We start from the raw sequence: 2,409 nt of genomic DNA, 5'->3' as shown, positions 1-2,409 counted from the left end.
TGGTGTGAAAAGTGCCAAACCAATTGGGTCCTAACAGAAGAAATCTGAAGTTGCAAAGCTCGTCATAGCCGTAAGTGGGTAGGGCGTCCATGGTTGCTCTCAAGTTATGCGCCACTTGAATATAACACATACACTGTTATATACAAGTGCAAGATAAATTCGTGAGGGGTACAGGATGCTTCGACAGGCATTGAATCTGGAGCCCTGAAATCACCGCAGCACTCATGGTCAACAGGCGGCGACCGCTATTCAGGGAGATCATCATTGCACCAACGAGGCTCATAGGAAGATCCCGAGCCAGTGCCAGTGCCGCTAATAACTTCCATGGAGACACACGACGTTTATTGATCTGCGTGGCCTGCATCGCTAAACGCGAGGCGGTTCTGGCAAAAATAATTCGTGTGATGTATGCGCCAGGCTCATCTGGTGAGCGTGTGCCCATCCAGGATGAAGGCCATCTACCCTGGAGAACATCGCATGGCACACAATATTGGACAAATGTTTTACTTCGGCGAACGCCCTTGGCACAAGCTCGGCGAAAAGCTTGCGAACCCCGCCACGCTGGACCAGGCATTACAGGCTGGCGGTCTGGACTGGGAAGTGGCCAGGGTTCCCATCATGCCGGTCGGCGAACCCTGCTCCCGGATTTCCCACCGTGTCGCTGTGGTGCGTACCGATCGAAAACCCGGAGAATCTGGCCGCGTCGTTGGCGTCGTCCATCCTGGCTTCCAACCGCTTCAAAACCGAGAAGGCGCCCGGATGTTCGATGCCCTGATCGGGCAGGGGGAGGCTATCTACCACACCGGGGGCTACCTCAAGAACGGCGAAGTGATTTGGCTACTCGCCAAGTTGCCAGGTGAAATTTGCGTCCGTGGTGAGGACGTCCTGGAAACCTATCTCTTATTTACAAACAGCCATGACGGCTCGGTGGCGATCGACATTCGCCTGACGACCGTTCGCGTGGTTTGCCAGAACACCCTGTCACTGGCGCTGCACAAGCCGGGCGTGACCGGCAAAGTCTTTCGACGCGCACACAACGGGAACTACAACCAACTCAAGGCCGACGCCAGTAAATTCTTCGAGTTCTCCATCCGCCAGTCCAAGGAAGCTGAAGCCCTGTTCAAACGCCTCGCCGGTACGCCCTGCACGAATGAAGCATTCAAGGTTTTCTTGAAGCAACTCATTCCCGACCCGACCAAGCCGGCCACCGCTAAAGATAATAAGGCTGTTTTGCGCGGATATGAGACCCGAATGGAAACGGTTCTGACGGCCCGGAATGAGGTCATGAGCGTCCATCTGGAAGGGATTCCCTTACTGAACATTCCACCGGCAGAAGGTGACTGGTGGGGTGCGCTCAATTCGATCACGGCCTGGTCCGATCATCTCCAGGGTACAGAGAGCGACCGCTACGCCCACCTATTGTTAGGCAGCGGCGATAAATTGAAGGCCACCGCCCTCGCCAGAATCCAAGCTACGAGTGGTATTGATCATGCCGTAGCACCGTAATTACCAGGAAATGTTTGTTGCTATCGGAGAACATTCACAATGAGGGGTTGTAAGCCCAAACCGGCGGAATTTGTCCAGTTTGCCAAAAATGAGGTGCCGGAAAACCTGTTTGGTAAGGTTTCCGTATGAAAAACGATTCCGACGTGGTTTTCGTACAGTTTTTCAGCCTCAAATAGTCTGAAATTTGACGCTTTGACACGCTGACGAAAAACATCGGTTTTCCGCCGAAAGTAATGCCAGTTCTGGCTTTCAAGCCAATTCTAAAAATTCCGCCGGTTTGGGCTTACAACTCCTCATTGTAAAACTGCTGATATAGGTGTAATTACTAAAGTCTAACTTTATAAAATACACCTATGATTTCCCGGCACATTCAATCCCACCTTAAAACACTCTTGACTCACTTCCCTTGCGTTGTGCTGACAGGGGTCAGGCAGTGTGGCAAAACGACGCTACTGGGTACGCTTCCCGGCGAATGGCAACGCTTCGATATGGAAAATTCAACGGATCGCCAGCAATTACTGGCCGATCCTGACCTGTTCTTCCGTTTGCATGCCGACAAAGTGGTGATTGACGAAGCGCAATTGGCGCCCCCTTTGTTCTCGGCGTTGCGCGTGGCCATTGACCGGGACCGTTCCTTGAAAGGACGGTTTTTGCTGTCAGGGTCCAGTTCGCCGGAGTTGGTGAAGCAGATATCGGAAAGCCTGGCAGGGCGTGTGGCACGTTTGGAAATGGCCCCGTTAAGCTTGTCAGAGGCGTGGCAACTCCCGCCATCCCGCCTTTACCCCCTGTTGGCCGAGGGCGCGACGATTGAGAGTCTCCAGGAAGCCGCCGCTGCTCGACTATCGGTATTGTTGCCGGCTGAGTAGATCCGCACAAATCTGGCGGCAGTAAGGGCGGCGAGAA

General features: G+C 53.5%; 2 protein-coding genes. Both read left to right on the top strand.

What is annotated here, in order from left to right; genetic code table 11:
• The first annotated feature begins 477 nt into the window (after nt 1-477).
• Nucleotides 478-1,506 (top strand): DUF932 domain-containing protein, encoded by a 1,029-nt coding sequence (locus ACOYNV_RS27495; protein ID WP_422903006.1) that lies wholly within the window; start codon nt 478-480, stop codon nt 1,504-1,506.
• Between the two features lie 353 nt (nt 1,507-1,859).
• Nucleotides 1,860-2,372, top strand: coding sequence for an ATP-binding protein (locus tag ACOYNV_RS27490; protein WP_422903005.1), 513 nt, complete (start codon nt 1,860-1,862; stop codon nt 2,370-2,372).
• Nucleotides 2,373-2,409 lie beyond the last annotated feature (37 nt).

The organism is Propionivibrio sp. (assembly GCF_049316945.1).
Taxonomy (GTDB): domain Bacteria; phylum Pseudomonadota; class Gammaproteobacteria; order Burkholderiales; family Rhodocyclaceae; genus Propionivibrio.
Note: the sequence above shows the minus strand (reverse complement) of the source record. Positions and strands in the feature narration are given on the sequence as shown.